The sequence below is a fragment of the Shimia sp. genome, from assembly GCF_041624275.1.
In the GTDB taxonomy this organism is placed as follows: Bacteria; Pseudomonadota; Alphaproteobacteria; order Rhodobacterales; family Rhodobacteraceae; genus Shimia.
In genome coordinates, this window is sequence record NZ_JBFJVE010000286.1 from 1 (window position 1) to 2,486 (window position 2,486).

Here is a 2,486-nt window from a genome sequence, read left to right on the forward strand (position 1 = left end):
GCTCCCAGAGATCGATGTCATCCACTTTCAGCCCGTGCCGCTCCAAGAGGCGCGGCACCGCAAAGACCGGGCCGATGCCCATCTCGTCGGGCTCGCAGCCGGCAACGGCAAAGCCCTTGAAGGCCCCCAGCGGCGAAAGGCCCCGGCGCTCGGCCTCTTCGGCCTCCATCAGCACCAGCGCCGCCGCGCCATCCGACAATTGCGAGGCATTGCCGGCGGTGACGAAATTGCCCGGCCCCTTGACCGGATCGAGCCCGGCCAGCCCTTCGAGCGTGGTCGAGGGGCGGTTGCACTCGTCGCGGTCCACCGTGACCTCATGTTTCGAGATCTCGCCGGTTTCCTTGTCCTTCACCGCCATCACGGTCTGCATCGGCGCGATCTCGTCGTCGAACTTGCCCGCCGCCTGCGCCGCCGCGATCAATTGCTGGCTGCGCAGCGCGTATTCGTCCTGATAGTCGCGGCTGAGACCGTAGCGTTTGGCCACCACATCGGCGGTGTCGATCATGGTCATGTAGATCTCGGGCTTGTGCTCGAGCAGCCATGGATCGGGCGCCGGGCGCATTTTCGACTGCACCAGCGAGATGCTTTCGACCCCGCCGGCCACCATCGGGCCAGCGCCTTCCTGGGTGATGGCATTGGCGGCGATGGCGATCGACTGCAACCCCGAAGAGCAGAAACGGTTCACCGTCATCCCCGAGGCGGTCACCGGCAGGCCGGCGCGCAGGGCGATCTGGCGGCCGATATTGGCGCCGGTTTCGCCCTCGGGCAGGCCACAGCCGATCACGCAGTCTTCGATCTCGCCGCCCTCGAGCCCGGCCCGCGCCACCGCCGAGGCGACCGCATGGCCGCCCATGCTGGCGCCATGGGTGATGTTGAAGGATCCGCGAAAGGATTTCGCCAGCCCGGTGCGGGCGGTGGATACGATGACAGCCTGTTTCATATGTCTTCTCCTCAGCGGTTGAGATCGGCGAATTTTCGGCCCTCGGCCACGAGCTGTTCAAGCAGCGGCGCCGGTTGCCAGAAATAATCGTCTTCTTTCTGGAAAGTCTTGATGTCGTTCAGGATTTTCTCAAGTCCCACGGTGTCGGCATAGTGCAGCGGCCCGCCCCGCCAGCGCGGGAAACCATAGCCATTGAGCAGCGTCATATCGACGTCGAGCGGGCGCAGGGCGATGCCTTCGCCGACCACCTTGGCGGCCTCGTTGACCATCGCCGCCATATAGCGGTCGATGATTTCCTGATCCGAGATCGCGTGGGTCTCGATGCCCTTGGCGGCGCGTTCCTCGGCGATGATCTGCAACACTTCCTCGTCGGGCAGCTCGCCCTTTTCGGGATCGTGGATGTAGAACCCGCGCCCGGTCTTGCGACCGAAACGGCCCAACTCGCAGATGCGGTCGGCGAATTCGGCATATTGCTCGCGCGGATCACGGGTCGCGGCCTTGCGCTTGCGATTGGCCCAGCCAATGTCGAGCCCGGCCAGATCGGCGACCCGGAACAGCCCCATGGCAAGGCCGAAATCCTGCATCGCGCGGTCGACGTCATAGGGGCTGGCGCCGGCCAGAACCGCGCCGTTCACCGCCTTGGCATAGGCGCCCAGAATGCGGTTGCCGATGAAGCCGTCGCAGACGCCCGAGCGCACGGCGATCTTCTTCATCCGCTTGGCCAGAGCAAAGCCCGAGGCCACCACGTCATCCGAGGTCTTCGCGCCCACCACCACTTCCAGAAGCCTCATCATATGCGCCGGCGAGAAGAAATGCAGCCCGATCACATCCTCGGGGCGTTTGGTCATGGCGGCGATCTCGTCGACGTTCAGGTAAGAGGTGTTCGAGGCCAGGATGGCGCCCGGCTTGCAGATCGCGTCGAGCTTGCCGAAGACCTCTTTTTTCACCTCCATGCTTTCGAACACCGCCTCGATCACCAGATCGGCCTCGGCGAAATCACCGTAATCGGTGGTGGTGCGAAAGCGCCCGCCGATGATGGCATCATATTGCGCCTGTTTCAGCTTGCCGCGTTTCACCGCCCCGGCCAGATGCCCCTCAACGGTCGCAGCCGCCTTGGAGGCGGCCTCGTCATCGCGCTCGGCAAGGGTCACGTCCAGACCCGACAGCAGCGCCGAAGTGGCGATGCCGGCGCCCATGGTGCCGCCGCCGACGACCCCCACCCGGTCGATCGCGCGCGCGGTTCCGGTCTTCAGTTCCGGCACCTTGGCCACCTGGCGTTCGCCGAAAAAGGCGTGGATCATGGCGCTGCGCTGGTCGGTGGCCATCAGTTCCATGAACAGGGCGCGTTCGCGCTTCATGCCCTCGGCGAAAGGCAGGGTCAGCGCCACTTCGACCGCCTCGACGCATTTCAGCGGCGCCAGCAGCCCGCGGGCCTTCTTGGCCACCTGGGCGCGGATCGCGGCAAGTTCGTCGTCTGTCACCGGGCTCGGGGGGCGGGCGCTGGTCGGGCGTGCCGCAGCGCCCTCGGCCACCAGCCGCCGGGCCA

The 2,486-nt window shown here is 65.8% G+C and carries 2 protein-coding genes; both read right to left on the reverse strand.

Annotated features, from left to right (window positions below; translation table 11 throughout):
• On the reverse strand, nt 1-940 hold a 940-nt coding region (locus ABZD10_RS15170), incomplete at its 3' end, for an acetyl-CoA C-acyltransferase (protein ID WP_372887799.1).
• An 11-nt stretch (nt 941-951) separates the two neighbouring features.
• A partial coding sequence (locus ABZD10_RS15175; protein WP_372887801.1) for a 3-hydroxyacyl-CoA dehydrogenase NAD-binding domain-containing protein occupies nt 952-2,486 on the reverse strand: 1,535 nt, incomplete at its 5' end.